Genomic DNA, 22,296 nt, shown 5'->3' with positions numbered 1-22,296 from the left:
CCCCGACTGGTTCGGGGTTTTTTTATGCCGCCGGATCAGTCCTCGCGCTGTTGCAAGATCCTGCGCGCCAGTGCCGCGTTTTTGTAGTTGAGCATCATCGACAGCCCTTCATAGGGTTCGATCTTCTTATTGTCGACACACAGCTGCGCCATGTGCAGCAGCACCTGGCGCTTCTTCCTGTTGACCCGTGCGCCGGGTACGCCGAACGCGGTTTTGCGCGTTGCCGGCAGCGGCGCTTCGGGTGTGAGGTGCACGGTTACCCAGATGCCCTGGACGAACTGCAAGCTGACCTCGTCGATATGCTCGATCGGCAGCGGTTGCGCGAGGTTGTTGAACACAAAATGCTCCGGCGTCAGGCGCAACGCAGTCTGGGGCGCACGCTTGAAGCGGCGGATGCCCAGCCACAGCAGGGCCAGCCCGATCAGACTGAGGCTCGCACCTGCGCCAAGCGCCGACAGCGGCGTGCCCTTCAAGCGTTCCGGGGCGAGCCAGGGACGGCTGATGGCAAACAACCCGGCGAGTACAAAAGGTGTCGACGCCAGCGCCATCAGCGCACCGCGCCAGCGACCGCCTTCATGGAAGGTCCGTTCGCCCTCGACCGAGTCCACCATGGTTTCCAGCAACTGCATATGCGCCGACTCTTCAGACACCATCACGGCGGTCAGGTCGCGGGACAGGGCTTCACGCAGGGCCTGCGGCGCGCTGAAGCACGCGTCGATCTGTGTGTTGGCTGCCCCTGCATCCACGGCACGTGTGGCGCTGCGCACGCTGTCATCGACGGTCACTTGCAATGCCTGCAGGCGCTCGCCATTGGACGGGTGGGTATCGGTGGGGTGCGGCTGCTGGCTCTCCAATGCCTCGGGTGGCAGTTGCAACTCCATGCCTTGCAGCGCCATGAGTACGGCGTTTGGCAGATCGCGTTCAGCGGCGTTTGCGCCCTTGTCCATCAAGGTATCGTCCAGCGCCGCGTGTAACACCGACACCCGCAACAACGCCGATGCCATGGCGGCACTGCCCACCAGCCGCGCGCCGGCGGCGTCGGCAAGCAACTCGCGCTCGCGGCGCCAATGGTTTACGGCGTGGTCGAAACGCTCCATGAAAAACACGCCAAGCATGAACGACGGGCGCATCAGGCGACCCTGGAGCGGATCGCTGGCCAGTATCGTGTCAGCCAATGCGCCAAGGCTGCGGCTGACCCCATCGTAGATCGGCAAAAAACGCAGGCTGTACTCGGTGTCTTCACCGGCAAAGTGCGCCAGTTCGTGCCCGATCACCGCGCCGATTTCTTCACGGTCCAGCAGCCCCAGGTACAGCAGCGGGACATGCAGGGTGCGGCCGTGCAAGAGGGTTTCGGCGGGCATCACCAGGGCTGCGCTGGAGGTCACGTAAAAGTCCTGGGTCAGGCTCGCCACGATATGCTCCGGTGGCAATGCACCCAACCTAGCGGCCAACTCATCGACATGGCGCCACAACCCCGGAGCCTGCTCGGGCGTCACGCGCTGGCCAAACATCTCCAGCGGCGTGGGCTCGAACATCGCCAGCATCGGGCGCAATTGCTTGAGCAGCAGCCAGATCGAATACAGGCACAACGCCGCGACTATTCCCAGCATGCCCATCAGCTTCATTACGCCGCTGCCGAGCTTGCCCACATGCCACAGCGCCAGCCCCTCGAAGACCAGCACCAGCGCTACCGTCGCGGCCATTGCCACCACATGACTCACCAACACGTAGGGCAACAGGCGGCTGCCCAGGCTGAACACGCGCAGCAACTGTTCGCGGGACTGCTGCGCGCGGCGTCCGGCCCAATGCGTGCCAGCGAGTGCGGCCAGGCCGATCAACGTCGCGAGCAGCCCGAGGCCGATCACCCAGGGGGCCAGTGCGCGCAAGACGCGGTTGATGCGGTGGGCGGTGGGAAACTCGGCTTCGACCTTCTCCAGACGCGCGAGGGCGGCCTGGACGGTGATCATGCCTTCCGGCGGCGCGACATCGGCCTCGGGTTGCCTGGCCGCCACGGCTTGCAGGGTTTGTTTGTAGAGGTCGGTACTGATGTGCTGGTCGATCATCGCCGTTGTGGCGCGGTCCGCCCGCTGCAACTCCCAGCCGCCGAGGGCGGCCAGCAGCAGCGGGAAAATGACCAGCAGAAAGATGAGTTTCAGGGCGTTCATGGGAGTCCGTTCGCGACGCGTTAAATTTGGGTTATACCGAAAAACGCGCGGGCGGGAGGCCAAAATTTGCCGTGATGTGATGCAAAACGCCTCGGTTGATCAGTGGCCGAGGCGTTGTCGGTGATCGGGTAGCGGGCCATCAGGTCCACCTGCCACAGTGGGGCCTGGGAGACATTATCCTAGGCGCCGGATCGGCGCCCAAGTCGTGATAACCGAACTGTTAAAGAACCGCATCGCCCGTGCTCAGTGTCATTTAACAGCCTCGTAGATCTTCTTACCTATCCATCCGCTAAATGCGTTGCCCAAGGCACCTCCTGCGACAGAGCCTGCCTCAGCACGACGAGGCATGCATCGTTGGTGATGGCGATGAAGAATGCGCATTTCAGCTCTGGGCATATGGGAGAGGTAGTTTTGTTGAATCAGTTGGCGGGTGTTTTTTTGAGAGGAAGAGGGCGGAAGGAAAGCTGATAGTAGGAAAGCGTCCAAAAAATGAAATTGGACGAATTTTGGACGGAGTGGGGTTTTTGGTGGTTTTAGGCGGAGTGTTTTTCTAAACCCCAGAAACCACAAAGCCCCGCATTGCGGGGCTTTGAGATATGGTGCGGCACCAGACGAACGGTATGTTTCGGCGGGGCTAGGTTTTTCGGGCGTCTGGAGTTCGTTGGAAAATTCGGCGTACCCCAACTAGTAACTATAAATAAATCAGCTAGTTATGGCGTTCAGTGGAGTCGAACCCGGAATTCATAGCTTATCAGCACTCTTTACCAGCATTCGACAACCCCCGATCGCGGAATTTGGCCGTGCGTTTTGCAGGTCGCTAAGGGGATTGATGGGCGTTGCATATGGCGTGCGGTCCTGCTGCTATGAGCAGCGGGTGCTGCTGAGCCGGAGGAGAAATCGGGCCGAATACCTAGCGTGTACCTTCCGTGACGGGATCTTCAATCGCCTCAGTCCATTAACCTTGAGCTACGTTGAAGTACGCAATCGAGAGCTAGCTGGCACATTGATTTTGGACATACAATCACGGACTGTTGAATACCTCTTCCGCTATTATTTTCTGTGGAGGGACGGCTCTGGTGACCTGGCGCTCCTTTTTGAGTACCAAGGAAGCTGAAATAGGTGTTGGCTACTCCAGAATAGTGCTATGAAATAAATTAGCACTGTCTGTTTCTAATAGGGATTGATTAAGAGAGCAAAATGGGCGGACTACCTAGACCTAAACCTTCAATTCTGGATAATCTCAAGGTCGCCTTTATTGAGGGGGGCCGAAAAGTTTACTTTGAATCTATCGAAAAACTATATTACACATGGGACTCGCTTCACGGGGAAGTTGAAGTTTTCAATCATCAAGGCCGTCATCTTGGCGCCGCATGCCCAATTACCGGAACTATGCTGAAGCCAGCAGTGCGCGGTCGTAGAATTAATCCAAACTAAGAGGCATTTATGAATTTTATCGAGCAGTGTTTAGCCGGTGATGTCCTCTTAGAGGAAATTGACGAGTATGTGGGGAAATGGCACGACGGGGAAGAAGGAACTGATCAAGAATTGCACGAGTATCTCGGAATGTCTTGGGAGGAGTATTCCTTGTGGGGCACTACCCCTTCGATAATTTCGTACATCATTGCAGCGCGAAGAAAAGGTTGTACTTTTGACGAGGAGTTGAATCGTGAGAGATTTGCACTTGCCGCGCGTGCCAGTACGCCAGAAGAGGCAAAACGGATAGAAAAATGGCTTCGGCAGATAGGGAAAATTTGATGGCTCCCGAAGAGAAGATGGCGGCGCGGGTATTGGCACGTCATTCTTTGACACCACCTTATGATTTGATGGCTCTTGCATGCATTTATGGTGATGTAGAAATCATTCCATTTCCTATCGTTGCCGACGGAGTTACCATTGGAATTGGAGGGGCGGAAAGACCGCAGATTTTGGTTAACTCTTTAGCGCCAGAAGCTAGGAAAAATTTTACCCTAGCTCACGAGCTAGGACATATTATTATTCCTTGGCACACCGGAACCATTGTTTCACACTTAGATGCCGACGCTGATGATTATGAATATTTACAGATGGAAAGCGAGGCAAATAAATTTGCTGCTGAACTATTGATACCGAGTTTATGGCTGAAAGAGAAACATGACAGCTATGAAGAATTTAGTAGTTATCTGAAATACTTAATTAAGGCATCCAATGCTTCTCGTGAAGCTGTTTTGATTAAGGTGTTCAAAACCCTTCAGGTCCCAATAGTTTGTTGTCAAATTGATAGCGATGGATCGCTTATAAAGTTTTATCGAACCGCTACTGCACCTAACACTCCGTCTTTTGAGGGGCGGGATCTTATGAATGATACTATTTTTAGGACAGAGCATAGCTTTGAGTCATTCAAGTTGAATGGGTACTCGTATGTAGCTTGGTGTTTTAATAATAGAGATATTGAGGAAAGCGATTCTCGTCCCTGGCGTGAAGTTCTAGAGCAGATTTTGCTTGAAAGTGGAACTAAGCACCTGAAACCAAGCATCAATGCAATACTTCCGGCGAGGTTTCAGAAGTGCAAGGAGTTAAGTGAGTCAGAAATATGTAGCGCGATCATGCGTACATATGATGGTAGAGAAGGCATTGAAGAGGCAGTTAATCACCCATTATTTGAACAGTATGTCATAAAACGTGTGAAGGAACTTCTCTCAAAGTAATGTCGAATCTGTGTTAGGTTAATATCTCACTAATTATATGTCGGAATGGGCCCAGGCCCAACGCCCTACCTTAGGAAAAGAGGACAGATTTATTTTTGCGCGATTTCAACATGCAAGATTATGGGGGTAAATACGTAACAGTGTTTTCGCAGAACGCGACGTTAAGAGCCTAGGGAGCTCCAAATGATAGTGGTCTATTGCTTAGGTATAGAAAGGGAAATGAATTGGTTATTGGTAGTTTGTCATAAAGAGTATTAACCAAATGAATCTTCCTTCGATATTTTACAAGTACACATCTTCAGAAGTAGGCTTGATCAATCTCAAAACATTTAGACTTCGCTGGTCAGACCCTAGTACATTTAATGACACTGCTGAATTCCAACGCATGCCTTGCTTCAAACCTACAGCAGCTGATGCTCAACGAATGCTCCCTCAGATATTAGTTGAAGCTGCCCAAGCGAAGCGCCAGATCAATGAAAACAATTTGCTTCCTCTGAGAGTAATGCAGCTCGCGGAAGCTCGGCGCCAACTGAAAGTTGGTATCAGTTCTACAGAAGTCATTCAGAATTTAGTCAAGCTGATACCTGAAATCCCTAATGCTGATGTAATTATTACTGATCTACTAGCCCAGATTTACAGTAAGACTCGCCTTGAGACAACCAGAGTACTATGCGTTACCACAAAACCAGATAACCAAGTTTTGTGGGGGAACTACGCCGAGAACCACAAAGGTCTTGTCCTCGGTTTCAGGCACATTGAAGAGTACTCAACGCCGTTACTTGGGGCTGAAAAAGTAATTTACAGCGACGAAGTTTCAGTCGTCGGCTCTGGTCTGGACTTTTTACTTTATGGACCGTCTACAGAACTCAAAAAAAATGCAAGAATTGCGATTACATGCTCAAAAACCAAAGAATGGGAGTATGAGGGAGAGTGGAGGGCAATTACTTACAGGCCGATGGAAAGTGGTAATCAATACAACGACTACTTGTTTTATCCTGAGGAGTTGGAGTCGGTGACTTTAGGAGTTAGAGCGTCTTCAGAGTTGCAAGCTGAGGTGCGGGCTCTTGTGAGTGAACATTACACAGACTGTGTAGTTTATCGCATGCAAGATAATCGGGGCGTTCTTTCCCGACATGTCGTGAGTGAGAAAGGAGCATAACTGAAGGCGACTTACAGGCAGCCAAAGCGAGTGGTCCGTTTTTCTATAGGTTTGTATATTTTAAAAGGAGATAAAATTGAAGTCTAGAGAGCTAAAAACAACACCGGTGCTGATTGTTAGTAATTATGTTATATGTCCGGATTCTTCCGGGAGATGGCTGCACAAGTTTACGCCTGAGAGTACTTCAACTGTATATCAGATGATCGCAAATAAAGAACCTATTTTTCTCGTGGGAGAGCGATACAATATCGGTTACGAATCGGAGTCTGGAATAAATTGGGTTGATATTTCAGCGACTTCTAGAGCAGATGTTGTTGAACCTGCTGTTAGTCACTACGTTGCAAGTAAATTAGGTGAGCAAAGAAGGCATACTGAAACCCAGAAGTCTAATGATCGAGTTGTACACTCTGCAATCGACGGTATGTATCTCGGTAAAAAGTATGCTTGGCGGATTTATGGTATGGCGTTGGCGAGAGATACATTCGATGAATATTTAAACGCAATAGATCATCCAAGAGTCAGCTGTTTGACAGATGGATCACCATCGATAGCTTTCAAAGATGAAGGGATTAGAGTTGCAATGGATGCTTTGATCGCTTCCTGTATTAGAGTTGGAAATGTAGGAAACCGATTTAGCTCGTCTTTGCTACCAAGGAAAAAATGGTTTATGGTCAAAGGACTAGAAGCTATTACTGATAAAAAATAAAGAGAGTTAATTTTATGTTTGTAGGGGCTGCGCACCAATTTGAGAATACCATCGCCCTCTGACGCAGCGGCTCGGCTGGAACAAGGGGTGAGATTCTCGATCAGTTAGGGCGCGGTCTCATCTACACGCTGTAGTGCTTCAACGTGTTCCTGCCTGTTGCGACGAATCAATTCCGGAAGAATCGTAGTTTCCGGTAGCCATAAACCGGCTCTCGCTTGTGAATTCGAGCCTTTGTGTAATGCGCAATATAGATTGCTTTATAATTCGTATTCGGTTTGCATTGCATTAATTTAAGGTGGATTGAGCTATTGCTCATATAAGTGGAGTTCGCTTAACTCCTTATGTTCATCAGCAAAATCTGCCATCAGTGAAAGTATTTTCTCCTTGTTGAAAGGGACGGTGGTTTTGTCGGTGAAATTCATCAAATCTGAAAAATTTATAATTAAAAACTGGGCTAGATGGCGAGGAATTCCATAGTTTTGAAGCTCGATTATTCTCAGATCGGTAGTGCCATACTCTAGAAACTCCGACCAGTTCGGCCCAGACGCTTCCTCTCCAAATCTTGCCTTCAATAGCATGTTGTAGTTTTCAAAATAGCTTCTTATTTTAAATCTAATAAAATTATCGATGTCGGATATTAATCCATTGATCACTATATTCAACTGGCGCTGACTATTTTTATCGAAAGGCTCCAGCTTATCCACCACCCAAATCTCACCTTTTTTGTCGTGATAGTTTAGTGCGCTTTGAATCATCAAGTGGAGTGGCTTAGTGTTTGCCCATTCGGCTATAAGTACGGCGTAATATTTTAAAGTATCCTTTGATCTGTATAACGGGTCTCTGCCAGAAGACTCTTCATGTTCCCAGTTGTACAAAGCACTGAGTGAATTAAGTGCAAATAGGGCGGATTCATAGGTGATATCTTGAGAGAGAATAGATTTATTCAATTCGGTGTCGCTGTAAATATTGTTCTGGTATTCTGCCTTTATTCCAGACGACGACTCTAGTATTTTTTGCGGGACAGAGTTTGAAGAGCTTTTCGATCTTAAAACTGCTTGGGCAGCGTCAGTATTCAAAATAATGTTAGAGCGAAGAACGGAGTCGTCACCTCGAATTTCATGAATCAAAGCAATATTTGCGTAATGCTTCCAGATTCTAACTTGGTCGGCAGATGGACTTTTTATGCTAAAATTTTTACCGGTTAGTGCGGATTCTACGTTTTTAAAGAAATTTCCTTTTCCAGAGATAATTTGTGGTTCTAACTTTGTAATTTCCTTTTTTCTAACAACATTTAAATCGGTAACAGGCTTGTCCCATCTATTTTTTCTTTGTTCGGCTCTAGTACAGATTATATTTCCTGATAACTCTTTGGTGAGTCTGCCTGCCCGACCACATAAATTCCAGAAATCGATATCGGTAAACTTTGTCAAACCTATTGCATTGCTCAATATAAATATATTTTTCGCAGGAAGGTTAACACCTTCAAGGAGGGTAGAAGTACAAAAAATGAAGTCAATTTTTCTATTTTCGAATAACCACTCTACCCTCTCTCTAATACGTTGCGGTAAGTTGCCGAAATGAAAAGCAACTCCTTTTTTTAGACAGTCTATTAGATAATATTTTTTATGAAGATGTTCTTCTATAAGAGAAATAACCTCATTCACCTCAGGGACGTTCTTTGTTGGTAAGGTTCTTGAGAACTCCAATGCTAACTCAATGGTGTCAGACTTAGAGTTGCAGTAAACGATGCTCTTCTCTCCATTGGAAAGTTTACTTATCCAGTGGTTAAGATTGCAGTTGTTAAAATCAACGTCTAAGCCGACTTCAGTCCCTGAGTCGGATAGAAGAATACCTCTTCTCTCTATTAAATCTAGGAAGTATCGATTTTGTGAGACCGGCGAGCTTTTAATACAAAGCGACTCGTCTGAGCTTTTTTCGAATAGTCGCAGAAATATTTCAGGATTCGGTATGTTTGGCGATGCGAAGTAGAGTTTAACGCTTTTTCTTTCTGCTTGGAGAACCGCATGGTAATAAAGTGGGCTTCTCGTATCTTTCTCCGAAACGATCTTGTGCGCCTCATCTATGAATAGATAATCTATCTTCGGATTACTTGGTTCGGAAAGGTAGGAGATAAGGCGTTCTGGTGTGAAAATAAATATGAACTTGTTGGATTCTTTTCTAAATGCACCTGGAATTATTGGGTGCGTTAGTACTTTGTACTGCTGGTACTGTGAGAATTCGGTTTTTATTTGGTTCGCTGCTTGGTTTATGAGTGCCCTGGTTGGTACGAGGAGAGCGATATTATCCGTTCCTTTGTGCTCAGAAATTAGGTGGTGTATGAACGCTTTAATTATAAAAGATTTCCCTATTGAAGTAGGTCCTGAGAAGCTGTAGTGATTGTTTCTTTTTAGATTTTCATAAATTTCATACTGAGAATCAGTAAAAGTGTATTCGCTATTTGGAATTGCGTGAAAGGTTTCCTTTATAATCCTCTCGAACACAACTTCTCGTGGTGAAAGAACTTCATAATTCGAGCTGTCTTCTAAAAATTTTAGCGCGGGAAAGTTTCCCAGTCTTACTAGAATTGGCTTTGCAAAGCTTAGATATGTTTGGTCCTGGTGATTAGTCTCTGATAGAAGACTGACGATCTTATAAGCTTTGTTTTTTGCTTCTGGGTTTTCAGAGCGAGAGAGTATGTCTGCGAACCTTAATGCATCAGTCAGCTCTTTTGGTTGAAGTTCGATGCGAGCCAACTGGAAGAATTTTTGCGCTGAAAGTACCTCTAATTTTACTAAAAGATCAGTAAAGTATTCGTCTTGCAATGCCTGCTGCGAAAGCTCTTCGAATAATTTCACCGTGTTATCTCCTTTTGAATCTCTCTCCTGGTTTTTGTTAGATTGGTGAAAGGAACTACATAAATATAAAAGTCATGCCCGACGAGCTTATACTCATCAATTTTTCTTTCAATATGTTGCAGCCTGTTTGAGATTTCTCCTCTGATCTGTGACTGGATTTTTGTTCTAAATTCTGAGTTTGATAGACTTTTGTCGCTCTGGTCGATGCAAATTTCGTATGCGATAAAAATCCCAAATGCGTCATCTACCTCAAAAGAATTATCTCTTTTAGGGTAAATAATGCTTTTGATAAAATCTTTTTCCTCTGTGTTAAAAGTTTCTTTTTCTAAATGATCGCTAATCAAGCCTTTTTCGTAAGGTAGACCACTTTTTTTTACCCCGGCTGAATTGATTTCGTTCTTGAACTCGTAGATTGATTTGAATGCATGACTGAGTGCTGTAGTCAGATCTTTTTCTGTCTTTGATTCGCCGAAAATTAACTGAAAATTTCCGTCTTTCAGCTTGGCAAAATGCACCCCGTCAGCGCCATTAACGTAGTGGCTTGTAGATGTTTTTAGCTCTAGCTTCGATAGAATCTTTGGGGCTTTTAGATGTGATTCCAAAAAACAGTAGAGCATCAGCTCTCCCAGTTCCCCTTTATTTTGAATGTAGTCTAAGAATTTATCTCTAGCCTTGCGCGAGAGAGCCCCTGGTTTTCCTTGGTATTCAGCCTTAACTTTCCTCGATAAAGAGTAATTAATGAGCGGGTCAATCAGGCTTTCTTGTAACGTAGAATAATTAAATTCGTTAGCATTAATTTTTAGCGAAAAAATATCAACACTGTTTTTGCTGATTTTATAATTTTCTAGATGATCGAACCCGTCTAGGAAATCATTGTTTTCGAGGCTCAAATCCATTCCAAATACCACATCCATGAAGTGAAGTACTGATGCGCATTCCGACCATGCAATGCCTCTGTTGTGTGGCAGCATGCCATCACTGTGCTGAATTATCCAATCCTTCGGTTGGATCAGTATGACGATTGGATGGCTGTGCCTACGCATTGGTCTCGTTCGCACTGATTCAAATCGAATCCCCCGCGAAGTTCTTCATATCTCCGCCCCGCGGGCCTGTTTCTACTGGTAGCCAGGATATGGTTTTGTCGGTTGTTAGCCTTCGCCTAATGGTTGAACTGCCACGACTTTCCTAAGCAACTGGTGAGCAAGCGCACAGTAAGCAGATAGTAATAGCGCGTCGACTTTCCGCGCTTGCTCACGCGATGATCCAGAAACCAGACGAGATGTTTTCGCTGCCAGGTCCATGGATTGTCCTGTTGCCAGCGATCGCTGATCGCTGCTTGAATGGCCATCGCTTGACGAAGGTGGCGCTGGCGGGTGGCATACGAGCCGGTCAGAACTCTCACGAGGAACAGTTCCATATTGAATGGCTTGCTCATGCTCGCCCTCCTATGTAAGCCGACACCACGTCGATACGTCCATGCCCCAGCTCATAGCTGATTTGTGCTCTTGCCTCTCGATCAAAGTTTTGATCAAGGCGGTAACCGTTGATGGGCGCGAGATGCTGGGTGATTTGCTCATAGCGTTCGCAGGCATAGGCTGCGCGCAATTCGTGGAAGCCTTTGAGGCTGTGCTGATGGAGGATATCTCGTGCTGGGCGGACGACAGCCTGTTGGAAGTTTCGGTAGCTTTCATCCGGTGCCAACAGATTGCGGCTACCATCGGGCGAGACACGCTCGGCATAAATCAGTGCATCGCGAACGTGATCATCTACCCTGATCCAGCGAGGTGCCGATGCACCTGAGCGGCCGCCTTTGGTGCCCTCCTGGATGTTGATTTTGCCGAGTTGTTCGGCTTCACATTTCAAGCGTGGCAGGTCGGCCAAGATGGCCTCGCGCAAGCGCATGCCGGTGGCTCGGGCCAATTGCACAATGGCTGCGGCGCGCGGCAGTTGGTATTCGCACAATGCGTTGAGGGCCCCCTTAACCTGTTCACGATCCTGGCCTTGCGGAGTTGTTGAGCGGACGGTGGTGCGCTGCATTCCCAGCGCCCTGCTCGGGCTCGGCACTTTCACATACTGATCACCGCGAAGCGCCGCCATGGTCCGGTTCACGCTGGACAATCGGTTTTGCGCGGTGGCGATGCATATAGCGCCTAGTTCAACTTGCTGACGCAGATGCCCGGCGTAGTTCAGCAAGGTCTGCCGATCAATTTTTCGCGCATCGTTAACCCCCGGCCCATCCTCCGACCGACACCAGCGCACAAACGCCTGCCAACGATCACTGTGCGCCTTGACCGTGCCGTAGTGCCCACCGCCAAACAGATCTTTCAATGCCTGTGGTCCGGCATAACTCAATTGCCGACCATAGCCAAAATTACGCCCGTCCCGTCTACCGACCAATGCCATGACCAAACTCCTCTCGAAGCCACACTTGTAAAACCTTCCCCACGTCATCCCGCCACAAATGTTGAGTGTTATCAGGGATCAAGGCCCCTGCGACCTGTGAGGGTTGTCCACTAACGCGGGACTGGCGGCTCTTTACGACCGGGAGCTTGGGCATCTCATGATCTGGCCTTCTGAGCACTTCCGAGGAAGTGGGCGGGTGGAGGCTGCACTGGCTGACGAGACCGGCACCGCGAGATCCTGAGTCGGGTGAAGGCAGTGAAGCGATGACCGGGGCATGCCTGACTGTCAGTCAGGTGCAGTCCATTCCGTGGGCTGCGGCACCATCATCTGCATCGCTATTGCTGGTGACTTCGGTGTTTGTCGCGCCGATTGTCGCGAGGGGAAATGCCGCAAAGCCTTGTACGAGTTGGGCTGCAGCAGCGGTAGGAGCGCCCGTCTCTTTCCGGAAGAAAGAGACGGGCGCAGGTTGGCGCAAGGAAATGGCCAAGCGGGTAGGTTGCTGCAGGGCAGCTATGAAAGGGGATGAGTTGCCGCAGTGGGCACACTGGTAAAAGTAGGCATCCATCACATCGCTGTGACCGTGCGAGCCGCCGGACGCTAATCGCACTTTGGGAGAACCACCATGATGTGGCGTAGCCTTAAAGGTTCTGGCTACCTGGGTTGCTGTCAACGACAGCGCTTTGCCCGATCTTTTCTACGCCTGTGGATAATTTGGGTCAAGGCTCGAATTTTCGGCAGTTCTGGGGCTGTGGATGAAATTATCCACCGGTGGAAATATGTGGTTTTCCACAGACAGTTGCGTGGGCTTTAGATTTTTTAAGGGAGGTCCATCCAAACAGGGCGGCTTTGCAGCCCTGTTTGGATGGACCCGCGTGGCAGAGCAGATTGCGAATGTCTTACGGATGTACGCTTACTTTGCTGCGGCACTTTAAAAGCCAAAGCAGTGTTAGCGCCGTCGGCCAAAACAGCGTGTTGAGAACGTCGTGAGCGCTTGCCTGCCATCGCCAGTATCCGAAGCTTCCAATATCGTCTCGCCGATCCACCCACTCGCCTGCACACGCAATGATGAAAACAACCAGCCAGCCAAGGTATGGCCTGAATCGTCGGGTGCCGATGATCAACGTTAAATAGATCGCCATGCCCAAATATATATGCAACGCGTCTTTTGACAGTCCGGTTGCCGACACCATGACGAGCTTGATGCTTTGTGCGGTTGAGATATCCATATCAATTCCTCCTCTCTGCGCCAATGCCAGGCTTCGCCTTTATCCGAGTAACGTTATCTCCAATCTGGTTGGCAAATTCGTGCGGAGTGACATGCTCCTGCCGGTTGGCCTCTAGGTACCGGCTCCACCAGTTCATGATCAGCCTGCGCTCCTCGATGAACTCGGCCTTGTGGATGTAAGCGGCGCGGACGTTGTTGCGCTCCTTGTGGCTCATCTGCCGTTCAATAGCCGTCTCCGACCACAATCCTGACTCGATCAGTGCGCTGCAGGCCATCGAACGAAATCCATGCCCGCAGATATCGGTTTTGGTGTCGTATCCCATCGTCCGAAGCGCGTTGTTCACGGTATTTTCGGACATGGGCTTCCAGGGTTTGGCATCCCCTGCGAAGACCAATGCGAATTTGCCTGTGAGTGCATGGATTTTTTCGAGTAGCGCCACTGCTTGCGGCGATAAGGGTACTAAATGGATGTCCCCTGCCATCTTCGTACCCCTTGTGGAAAAGGGTACGCCCTCCAACGCGGGCCGAGTGTCCGGTATCTCCCAGACGCCGCGCTTGAGGTCGAACTCGCTCCAGCGGGCGAAACGCAGCTCGCTGGATCGTACAAACACATGCAGCGACAGCATGACCGTCAGCCGTGTAAGTGCCCGGCCTTTGTAAGTGTCGATCCGTTCCTGTAGTTCCGGCAGTCGCGATAAGGGTAGAGCGGGGCGATGTACCACCCGCGGGGCTTTGATCAAGCCTTCGAGGTCGTAAGCAGGGTTTGCGGTGATAAGCCGGAGGCGTTTTGCCTCGCGCATGATGCTCTGCAGGTAGTTTTGTACCCTTAAAGCTACGTCTATCGTTCCGCGCTTCTTGATCGCTTCCAAGGGCTGCATGAGGTCATGGGTGTCGAGGTCGACAATGGCGCGGGCGCCGATCAGCGGGAACACGTGAGTTTTGAGGCGGCTCATCACTGTCTTGGAATGGCCTGGTGCCCACTTGGCCGACATTTCCGTATGCCAGTCGAGGGCAACGCTTTCAAAGGTTCTGCCTTTGATTACGGCTTCCGCCTTGGCTTGGTGCTTGGTCTCTATAGGATCAACGCCATCCGCCAGCATTCGCTTAACTTCCAAGCGCTTGCGGCGCGCATCGGCGAGGCCAACGACGGGGTAGTTGCCGAACGAGGTCAGTCCTTCGCGTCCGTCAGGTTTGACGTAACGGAGCCGCCAGCCTTTGCGGCCATTGGGTTGGACTAGGAGGTAGAGGCCATCGCCGTCGAAAAGCTTGTAGGCGCGGTCTGTAGGTTTTGCCAAGCGGCAAGCTGCGTCGGAGAGCGGAGCTGTGGTGCGCGACATAAGGGTACTCCCTTTTATCGAAGTGACCTGTATCCCAAACTCTACCCTTAAAACGGTTGGAATCCACCAGTTTCTGACGGAAACCGATGGAACGCCAAAACGAAAAAACCCGCCAGAAGGCGGGTTTTTCGGGGGTTCCAGAGATTTTGAAAGCATTCTCTGGAACCTTGTATGGTGCCGGCACCAGGAGTCGAACCCGGGACCTACTGATTACAAGTCAGTTGCTCTACCAACTGAGCTATACCGGCGTGTTGGGCGACGATTATAGCGACTGCCAAGGTTCTGTAAACCCCTGAAATCTGACTATTTTTGCGAAAACCCCAGTTTTCCCATCGTCCCCCTGTATTTCCCCGCAATCACCGCTCGTGCATCGCCTCGGCCCGGGACTTGATGATCGGTTTGAGCAGGTAGCTCAAGATGCTCTTCTTGCCGGTGATGATGTCCACCGAGGCCACCATGCCGGGGATGATCAGCAGTGGCTTCTCGTCCGTGCCCAGGTGGCTGCGGTCGGTGCGCAGTTTGATGATGTAGAAGGTGTTTTTCTTCTCTTCGTCCATCACGGTGTCGGCGCCGATCTGTTCGAGTTTGCCTTTGAGGCCGCCGTAGATGGTGTAGTCGTAGGCGGTGAATTTGATCATGGCTTCTTGGCCGGGGTGCAGGAAGGCGATGTCTTGCGGGCGGATTTTTGCTTCTACCAGGATCGTGTCGTCCAGCGGGACCACTTCGGCCATGTCGCTGCCAGGCTGGATCACGCCGCCGACGGTGTTGACCAGCATCTGCTTGACGATGCCGCGCACGGGCGAGGTGACCATGGTGCGGCTGACGCGGTCTTCCAGGCCCTTGGAGGTGGCTTGCGCCTTGCTCAGCAGGGTGCGCGCTTCGTTCAGTTGGGCGAGGGCCTCGCTGCGGAATTTGCCGCGGGTTTCGTCGATTTTGCGTTGCACTTCGTTGATCGCCGCCTGGGCACGGGGGATGGCCAGGGTGGTGCCGTCGAGCATGCCGCGGGTTTCAACTTCCGAGCGCTTGAGGCGCAGGACTTCTACCGGAGAAATTGCGCCCTGGGCGACCAGCGGTTCGGACATGCCGATTTCCTGGCGCAGCAGGTTCAGGCTGTTGCGGTACTGTTCCTGCTTGGAGCTGAACTCGCGTAGCTCCTGCTGGCGTTGCAGCAGCTGTTGTTGCAGCCCGCCCACTTCATCGGCCAGTTGCTGGCGGCGGCTGGCGTACAGCGATTCTTCGCTCGACACCTGATTGGGCACGGCCTTGCGCGCGGCGTCGGTGATCTTCAGCGGGCGGTCGTCGACTTCCGCGCTGAGACGTTCCACACGCAGCTCCATGGATACGCGTTCGGCTTCGGTTTCGCCGACGTTGGAGGCAAAGCGCGTGTCGTCCAGGCGGATCAGCGGCGCGCCGGCTTCGACGATCTGGCCTTCGTGTACGTAGATCTGGGCGACGATGCCGCCCTCCAGGTTCTGGATCTTCTGGATGCGCGAGGACGGAATCGCCTTGCCTTCGCCCTTGGTCACTTCGTCGATGATCGCGAAGTGGGCCCACAGCAGCAGGAACACGAAAAAGCCGATCACGCCCCAGATGGTCAGGCGCACGATGCGCGGGGCGTCGTCGATCAGGGCTTTTTCGACTTCGGGCAGGGGCTGGCCATCAAGCGAGGCGCTGCCCTTGAAGTAGCGGAAGATCACATCTTTCCAACGGCCTGGGCCGGACTTAAGCAACACTGATCTGCCCCTTTTTCAGCGCTTCCATAACGGCCGCTTTTGGACCGTCCGCGAGTATCTGGCCACGGTCGATCACCAGCAGGCGATCCACCAGGCTCAACAGCGAGGCGCGGTGGGTGACCAGAATCACCGTCTTGTTTTCGATGACGGCTTGCAAGCGCTGTTTCAGGCGCTCTTCGCCAGTGTTGTCCATGGCGCTGGTCGGTTCGTCGAGCAGCAGGATCGGTGGGTTCAGCAGCAGCGCACGGGCCAGGGCGACGTTCTGGCGTTGACCGCCGGAGAGGTTCTGCCCGCGCTCGCCCACCTGCAACTCATAGCCTTGCGGGTGCAGCCTGGCGAACTCGTGCACGCCGGCCAGTTCGGCGGCTTGCAGCACCATTTCGTCGTCCACGTAGCGCGCACCCGAGACCAGGTTGTCACGCAGGGTACCGGCCAGCAGCTGGATGTCCTGGGCGACGTAGCCGATGTTGTGGCGCAATTCGCTGACGTCGATCTGGCGGATGTCTACGCCGTCCACCAGCAACGAGCCGGAGTCCGGCTGGTACAGGCCCACCAGCAGCTTGGCCAGCGAGCTTTTGCCCGAGCCGCTGCGGCCGATGATGCCGATTTTTTCACCGGGACGAACGTTCAGGTTGATCCCGTGCAGGGCCTGGTTCTGCTGGTCCGGGTAGGTAAAATTGACGTCGCGGAAGGTCATCGCGCCTTGCAGCGTTTTACGGCTGAGGGGGCGTTCGTCGAAGTTGCGTTCCTGCGGCAACTCCATCATCTGGTCCACCGAGACCATCGTCACCTTGGCTTGCTGGTAGCGTGTCAACAGGCCCGACAGCTGGGCCAGCGGGCCGAGTGCACGGCCGCTGAGCATGTAGCAGGCCACCAGGCCGCCCATGCTGAGGGTGCCGTCGATGATCTGGTACACACCAAAGATGATCATCGCCACGCCGGCCAGTTGTTGGATCAGCAGCGTGATGTTCATCGCCAGGCCGGACAGCACCTTGACCCGCAGTTCCAGGCGGCTGAGGGTGCCAATGGTTTGTTCCCACTGGTACTGGCGCTCGCTTTCGGCGTTGTTGACCTTCACCGCATCCAGCCCGGCGAGGGTTTCGATCAGGCTCGACTGGCGCTCGGCGCCCAGGGCCATGGTGCGTTCAAGTGTCGCGGTCAGCGGTTTTTGCAGGAAGTGCCCGATGCCCAGGGCCAGCGGGAAGGCGACGATGGGAATCCACACCAGGTGGCCGCCCAGCAGTGCGATCACCGCGAGGATGATCAGGGTAAAGGGCAAATCGATCAGGCTGGCGAGGGTCAGGGACGTGAGGAAGTCACGCATCCCCTGGAACTCGTGGATGTTGGACGCATAGCTGCCGACGCGCGCCGGGCGCATTTTCATCGACATGCCGACGATGCGTTCGAACAGCGTCGCGGAGATGATCAGGTCGGTTTTCTTGCCCGCCAGGTCCAGGCACAGGCTGCGCATGCTCTTGAGCAGCAGGTCGAACAGGTAGGCGCCGCAGATACCGATGGCCAGTACCCACAAGGTGGCGGTGGCCTGGTTCGGTACGACGCGGTCATACACGTTCATCACGAACAACGGCGCGGCCAGGGCGATCAGGTTGATCACCAGGCTTGCGGCGATGGCGTCGGCGTACAGCCAGCGTGAACGTTTGAGGGTGTCTTTGAACCACGAGCGTGCGCGTGGAATCAGGGTGCCGCTGGTGACGTCAAATTTGTGCTGTGGCTGGGCGAAGAACACCCGACCACTGTAATCCTGGCTCAGCACTTCTCGGCTGACTTGCACCTCACCGCCGTCGCTTTCGCTGAGCAGCAGGCGGGCGGTATCACCCTCCCAACCCAACAGCACCGCACTGCGGCCTTCCTTTAATAGCAGCAAGGCCGGCAAGGCGATGGACGGGATCTGCTCCAGCTTGCGCTGTAGCAACCGCCCCTGCAAACCCGCCCGGGCTGCTGCACGCGGCAGCAGATCGGCGCTCATGCGTTGGCCTGCCAGAGGCAGGCCGGTGGTCAGCATGGCCCGGCTGGCGGGCTTGTAATGCAGGGAGCAGAGAGCCAACAACCCATCTAGCAATGGGTCGTCGTGCTGAGTGCGCGGGTCATGGTTGAGTTGCGCCACACCAATTTCAGGATCCAAGCTGACTCTCTCTTAAGCGGTTTTGTGGTTCAACGCCGTCAAGAATCAGTTCATCCCTGGCAGGTTTACCGACGGTTTAATATCGTTTTGCACAACTGATGCCATCGGAGCCACCACGCCCTGACTTCTCAGCAGTTGGCCCATGTCGGCCTTGATACGGTACTGCGTGTAAGTTTGCAGGCTTTTGATCTGTGCCAAGCGCTGCTGGGCGGTGAACAATTCGTTCTCGCTGTCGAGCAAGTCGAGCAGTGTACGCTCACCGAGGCTGAACTGCTGCTGGTACGAGGTCCGTACTTTGGTGCTGCGGTCAACATACTGCTGCGCGATCGGCACTTGCTGGGTGGCGTTGTTGTAGGCGTTCCACGCCAGGCCCAGCTCTTCGTTCAGTTGGCGCAGGGCGTTGTTGCGGATGTCCAGTGCCTGGCTGGCCTGGGACGCCTTCGATTGCAGGCTGGCCTTGTCGCTGCCGCCGTTGAACAGGTTGAACTGCATGTTCAGCATCGCGGAGTAGCCATTTTCATGACCTTCCTGGCCGCCGATGTTGTTGTTGGCCGAACGCTGCAGCACCGCATCAAAACGTGGGTAGAAGGTCGACTTGGCGGCTTCGTACTGCTTCTCCGCAGCGGCGATGTCCGATTCGGCCGAGCGCAATACCGGGCTGTCGGCAACCATCTGGCGGCGTGCTTCTTCCAGGCTGGCCGGCAATTCGGTCACCACGCCCGTAGGCCTTTCAAGCTGGTCCGGTTCCTTGCCGACAACACTGAGGAAGTTGGTGTTTGCGTCAGCCAGGTTGGTCTGCTCGGTGATCAGGTTGTTTTGCGCTTGAGCCAGACGGGCTTCGGCCTGGTCCATGTCCGCCATTCTTCCGACGCCACGGCTGGTGCGCAGTTTGATCTGGTCAAAAATACGTTCGTGGCTCTTCAGGTTGTCTTCTGCCAGTTGCACCATCTCGCGACGGGTCAAGACATCCAGATAAACCTGGGCAACGGTCAGCGCGGTGCGCTCGGAGGTGTTGAGCAGCGCATAACCACGGGAGTTGGCGGTGGCTTGTTGGCGGCCGACTTCATTGACGGTGCCAAAGCCCTGGAACAAATTTTGTTGCAGGCGAATGGTCGACTCGCCGCGGTTCAGGTTCTTCCAATCATGGCTGTTGCTGTTGGCGCGCGTCGTGGTGTTGTCGGAGCTTTCACGGCCATAGCCGCCCAACAGGTCGACTTTAGGCAGGTAGCCGCCCTGGGCTTCGCGTACCTGATAGTCGGCAGCAATGCGTGCATTAATAGCTGCCTGAATCTCCGGGTGATTTTTCACCGCATCTTGCATGGCTTCAGGCAGGGTTTGGGCCTGGACGAAACTGGCGGCTAAAGCAAACGGCACAGCTTTAAAAAGGTGCAAACGCATTCTGATTCTTCCCCGGGGATGGTTGCCTGAAAAACGCAACAGACGTGAAATATTGCATTGGAATTGGCAACCGAAATGACTGCTTGTCATAGGAACCTGGTAGTCCAAACAGAAAGTCGCGTGCCGATTAAATATCAATGTGACATTACTGGGCGGATTGTTTAGGATGGCGCCAAATAGGTCAATACCTTGACGGAAAAGTAATTTGCTGAATCAAACAACAAATTATTGACGCCAAATTTATCACATACAGTTAAGTACTCCAGCTATCGAATCGGCATAGGTAATGAGGCCGGTCTCCATGATGGATACCTCGAACGGTAATACACGGAGAGTCTTTTATGAGCAGCGTTGCGGTCGTCAAAAGCATTGTCGGTCAAGTGTTCGCGGTATCCCCGGAAGGGATTCGTCGCCTGCTTGTAGAAGGGGATCGCCTGCTCTCGGGTGAGCAAGTCGATACCGGCGCATCGGGCGCTGTCTCCCTGGAACTGGCCGACGGCCGCACCATTGACCTGGGGCGTGACACTCAGTGGAGCGCAAACGCTCCTGACTCGGTCACCGACCTCAGCGCCGCCACTGCCCAAGCCGCACCGTCCGTTGCCGAACTGCAGCAAGCCATCGCCGCCGGCGCCGACCCGACCCAAGACCTCGAAGCCACCGCCGCCGGCCCGACCTCCGCAGGCGCAGACGGCGCCGCGGGCGGCGGCCACAGCTTTATCGTGCTGGAAGCCACCGCAGGCGTGGTTGACCCGACCATCGGCTATCCGACGAACGGTCTGAACGCCGCCAGCGCCACCACCGCCCTCGATACCGGTGCCACCAACAATGGTGTCGACCCGCGTAACGTCACGATCACTCTGACCGCCACGCCGACCATCACCGAAGCCGGTGGCGTCGTCGTTTACACCGTATTCATCACCCAGGCGCCGACCAGCGACCTGACCGTCACCCTGTCCAACGGCCTCTCCGTGGTGATCGCCGCCGGCCAGACTTCGGGCGCGCTGAACGTCACCTTCGCCGGTAACGACACGCCTTACCTGGACGCCTCGTCGATCTCCGCCACCATCGCCGGCACTTCCGGCGGCGGCAACCTGATCATCACCACCGACCCGGCGCCGGCTGTTACGCAGATCACCGACACCATCGACACCACCACCGTCACCCTGACCGCGACCGCCTCGGTGAATGAAGGCGGCCAGATCGTCTACACCGCGACCGTGACCAACGCGGCGCAGACCGACGTAGTGATCAAGCTGTCGAACGATAAGACCATCACCATCGAAGCCGGTAAAACCACTGGTACGGTCACGGTCGACACACCTGCCAACCTGGCCGACGGCAAAGACCTCACTGTCAGCGCCACCATCACCAGCGCGACCGGCGGTAACTACGAGAACCTTGCGATCAATCCGCAGGCGGCCACTTCGACGGTCGTTGCCGTGGATGATCCGAGCGTATTGAAGCCCGATACCAACACGATTGCCGAAGATACCCTCGCCACTGGCAACGTGCTGAGCAACGACAGCGACATCGACAACGTGTTGACCGTGGCCACCTTCCAGGTGGGCGGCAATACCTATAACGCCGGTCAAACCGCCAACATCGAAGGCGTGGGCAGCATCACGATTGGCACGGATGGCGCGTACACCTTTACGCCGATCAAGGATTACAACGGTGAGGTGCCAACGATTGGCTACACCACCAACACCGGGTCCAGCAGCACGCTGAACGTGACGGTGACGCCGGTTAACGATGCCCCAGTGATTCAAGTAACGGGCAACACCCTGGTCGAAAACACCGCGGTCGCCGGCAGTGTGGCGGGCACCTTTGTTGCCAGCGATGCAGAAACGCCAGCTGACCAGCTGAAAATCGCGTTCACCGGCGACAGCAACAAAGATGGCTACTACGCCATCGACGGCAACAACGTCGTCCTGACCCAGAAGGGTGCAGACTTCGTTAACGCCGGCAACCAACTGCCGCAGATCGGCCTGACCGTTACCGATGCTGACAACGTCAGCACCACCGCTACCGGCCAACCAACCGTCACCCTGCAAAACGATGTGCCGGTGATTGAAGTCACGGCCAACACCATTGTTGAAGACACCGCGACAGCGGGCACCGTCGCCGGTACCTTCACCGCCACCGACGAAGAGACGCCGCGTGATGGCCTGACCATCTCCTTCACCGGCAACAGCAACGCCGACGGCTACTACGCTATCTCCGGCAACAACGTTGTGCTGACCCAGAAAGGCGCGGACTTCGTTAACGCTGGCAATCAATTGCCGAAGATCGACCTGACGGTTACCGACCCTCAGGGCGCGAACTCCACAGGTTCCGACCAACCGACCGTCACCCTGCACAACGATGTGCCGGTGATTGAAGTGGTCGCCAACACCCTGGAAGAAAACTCTGCCACTGCGGGCACCGTGGCCGGTACCTTCACTGCGACCGACGAAGAGACGCCGCGTGATGGCCTGACTATCTCCTT

The 22,296-nt window shown here is 53.2% G+C and carries 16 protein-coding genes and 1 tRNA gene; 6 read left to right on the top strand and 11 right to left on the bottom strand.

Going from position 1 to position 22,296, the window contains the following annotated elements; genetic code table 11:
* Nucleotides 1–35: 35 nt before the first annotated feature.
* Nucleotides 36–2,165 carry a M48 family metallopeptidase gene (locus OPU96_RS23755; protein ID WP_498559803.1) on the bottom strand — a complete coding sequence of 710 codons (2,130 nt, stop codon included), beginning with the start codon at nucleotides 2,163–2,165 and terminating at the stop codon, nucleotides 36–38.
* Between the two features lie 1,197 nt (nucleotides 2,166–3,362).
* On the opposite strand from OPU96_RS23755, the gene OPU96_RS23750 reads away from it, so the two are divergent.
* The 5 genes from OPU96_RS23750 (at nucleotide 3,363) to OPU96_RS23730 (ending at nucleotide 6,714) form a co-directional block, all read left to right on the top strand.
* The gene (locus OPU96_RS23750; protein ID WP_498559802.1) at nucleotides 3,363–3,599 is read left to right on the top strand and encodes a colicin E3/pyocin S6 family cytotoxin; all 237 of its coding nucleotides are present in this window, start codon (nucleotides 3,363–3,365) and stop codon (nucleotides 3,597–3,599) included.
* Between the two features lie 9 nt (nucleotides 3,600–3,608).
* Nucleotides 3,609–3,920 (top strand): hypothetical protein, encoded by a 312-nt coding sequence (locus OPU96_RS23745; protein WP_401328801.1) that lies wholly within the window; start codon nucleotides 3,609–3,611, stop codon nucleotides 3,918–3,920.
* Nucleotides 3,893–4,849 (top strand): ImmA/IrrE family metallo-endopeptidase, encoded by a 957-nt coding sequence (locus OPU96_RS23740; RefSeq protein WP_498559801.1) that lies wholly within the window; start codon nucleotides 3,893–3,895, stop codon nucleotides 4,847–4,849. Before OPU96_RS23745 ends, OPU96_RS23740 begins: the two co-directional genes overlap by 28 nt.
* Before the next feature lie 262 nt (nucleotides 4,850–5,111).
* The gene (locus tag OPU96_RS23735; protein WP_498559800.1) at nucleotides 5,112–6,008 is read left to right on the top strand and encodes a DUF2971 domain-containing protein; all 897 of its coding nucleotides are present in this window, start codon (nucleotides 5,112–5,114) and stop codon (nucleotides 6,006–6,008) included.
* 76 nt (nucleotides 6,009–6,084) lie between these two features.
* Nucleotides 6,085–6,714: a hypothetical protein gene (locus tag OPU96_RS23730; RefSeq protein ID WP_498559799.1), complete on the top strand. Its 630-nt coding sequence runs from the start codon at nucleotides 6,085–6,087 to the stop codon at nucleotides 6,712–6,714.
* 305 nt (nucleotides 6,715–7,019) lie between these two features.
* Here the strand turns inward: OPU96_RS23730 and OPU96_RS23725 are convergent, their stop codons facing one another.
* From OPU96_RS23725 to OPU96_RS23680, 10 genes are all read right to left on the bottom strand, one after another.
* Nucleotides 7,020–9,569, bottom strand: coding sequence for a DEAD/DEAH box helicase (locus OPU96_RS23725; RefSeq protein WP_498559798.1), 2,550 nt, complete (start codon nucleotides 9,567–9,569; stop codon nucleotides 7,020–7,022).
* A complete protein-coding gene (locus tag OPU96_RS23720; RefSeq protein WP_498559797.1) occupies nucleotides 9,566–10,540 on the bottom strand; it encodes a HamA C-terminal domain-containing protein in 975 nt (324 codons plus the stop codon). The genes OPU96_RS23725 and OPU96_RS23720 overlap by 4 nt, the downstream gene beginning before the upstream one ends.
* A gap of 188 nt (nucleotides 10,541–10,728) precedes the next feature.
* Nucleotides 10,729–11,004 (bottom strand): hypothetical protein, encoded by a 276-nt coding sequence (locus OPU96_RS23715; RefSeq protein WP_498559796.1) that lies wholly within the window; start codon nucleotides 11,002–11,004, stop codon nucleotides 10,729–10,731.
* The gene (locus OPU96_RS23710) at nucleotides 11,001–11,972 is read right to left on the bottom strand and encodes an integrase domain-containing protein (protein ID WP_498559795.1); all 972 of its coding nucleotides are present in this window, start codon (nucleotides 11,970–11,972) and stop codon (nucleotides 11,001–11,003) included. Before OPU96_RS23710 ends, OPU96_RS23715 begins: the two co-directional genes overlap by 4 nt.
* Nucleotides 11,973–12,868: 896 nt before the next feature.
* The gene (locus OPU96_RS23705; RefSeq protein WP_498559794.1) at nucleotides 12,869–13,198 is read right to left on the bottom strand and encodes a hypothetical protein; all 330 of its coding nucleotides are present in this window, start codon (nucleotides 13,196–13,198) and stop codon (nucleotides 12,869–12,871) included.
* A 1-nt stretch (nucleotide 13,199) separates the two neighbouring features.
* A complete protein-coding gene (locus tag OPU96_RS23700; protein WP_498559793.1) occupies nucleotides 13,200–14,534 on the bottom strand; it encodes a tyrosine-type recombinase/integrase in 1,335 nt (444 codons plus the stop codon).
* Nucleotides 14,535–14,706: 172 nt separating this feature from the next.
* Nucleotides 14,707–14,782, bottom strand: a tRNA-Thr gene (locus OPU96_RS23695).
* Between the two features lie 108 nt (nucleotides 14,783–14,890).
* Nucleotides 14,891–16,267: an HlyD family type I secretion periplasmic adaptor subunit gene (locus OPU96_RS23690; protein ID WP_226456766.1), complete on the bottom strand. Its 1,377-nt coding sequence runs from the start codon at nucleotides 16,265–16,267 to the stop codon at nucleotides 14,891–14,893.
* Complete coding sequence (locus OPU96_RS23685) at nucleotides 16,257–18,410, bottom strand: type I secretion system permease/ATPase (RefSeq protein ID WP_192298430.1); 2,154 nt, start codon at nucleotides 18,408–18,410, stop codon at nucleotides 16,257–16,259. The genes OPU96_RS23690 and OPU96_RS23685 overlap by 11 nt, the downstream gene beginning before the upstream one ends.
* 45 nt (nucleotides 18,411–18,455) lie before the next feature.
* Nucleotides 18,456–19,808, bottom strand: a complete 1,353-nt coding sequence (locus OPU96_RS23680) for a TolC family outer membrane protein (protein WP_192298429.1) — start codon at nucleotides 19,806–19,808, stop codon at nucleotides 18,456–18,458.
* Nucleotides 19,809–20,149: 341 nt separating this feature from the next.
* On the opposite strand from OPU96_RS23680, the gene OPU96_RS23675 reads away from it, so the two are divergent.
* A partial coding sequence (locus tag OPU96_RS23675; RefSeq protein WP_498559792.1) for a retention module-containing protein occupies nucleotides 20,150–22,296 on the top strand: 2,147 nt, incomplete at its 3' end.

This window comes from Pseudomonas sp. RP-B7 (assembly GCF_059803535.1).
This window is presented reverse-complemented; position numbering and strand designations above follow the sequence as displayed.